This is a genomic window from Burkholderia sp. Ac-20353 (genome assembly GCF_017104785.1).
GTDB lineage: Bacteria > Pseudomonadota > Gammaproteobacteria > Burkholderiales > Burkholderiaceae > Burkholderia.
The window spans coordinates 1-254 of the sequence record NZ_JAAGPL010000585.1 but is presented as its reverse complement, the minus strand read 5'-3'; the positions used below and the strand labels follow the sequence as shown (position 1 = coordinate 254).

1 rRNA gene is annotated in these 254 nt (G+C 55.1%); it reads left to right on the top strand.

Annotation, left to right across the window (positions count from 1 at the left end):
• Positions 1-254 (top strand): 16S ribosomal RNA (locus G3N94_RS42080); the annotation flags it as partial.

Below are 254 nucleotides of genomic sequence, written 5' to 3'. Positions count from 1 at the left end.
CCAGACTCCTACGGGAGGCAGCAGTGGGGAATTTTGGACAATGGGCGAAAGCCTGATCCAGCAATGCCGCGTGTGTGAAGAAGGCCTTCGGGTTGTAAAGCACTTTTGTCCGGAAAGAAATCCTTGGCCCTAATATGGTCGGGGGATGACGGTACCGGAAGAATAAGCACCGGCTAACTACGTGCCAGCAGCCGCGGTAATACGTAGGGTGCAAGCGTTAATCGGAATTACTGGGCGTAAAGCGTGCGCAGGCG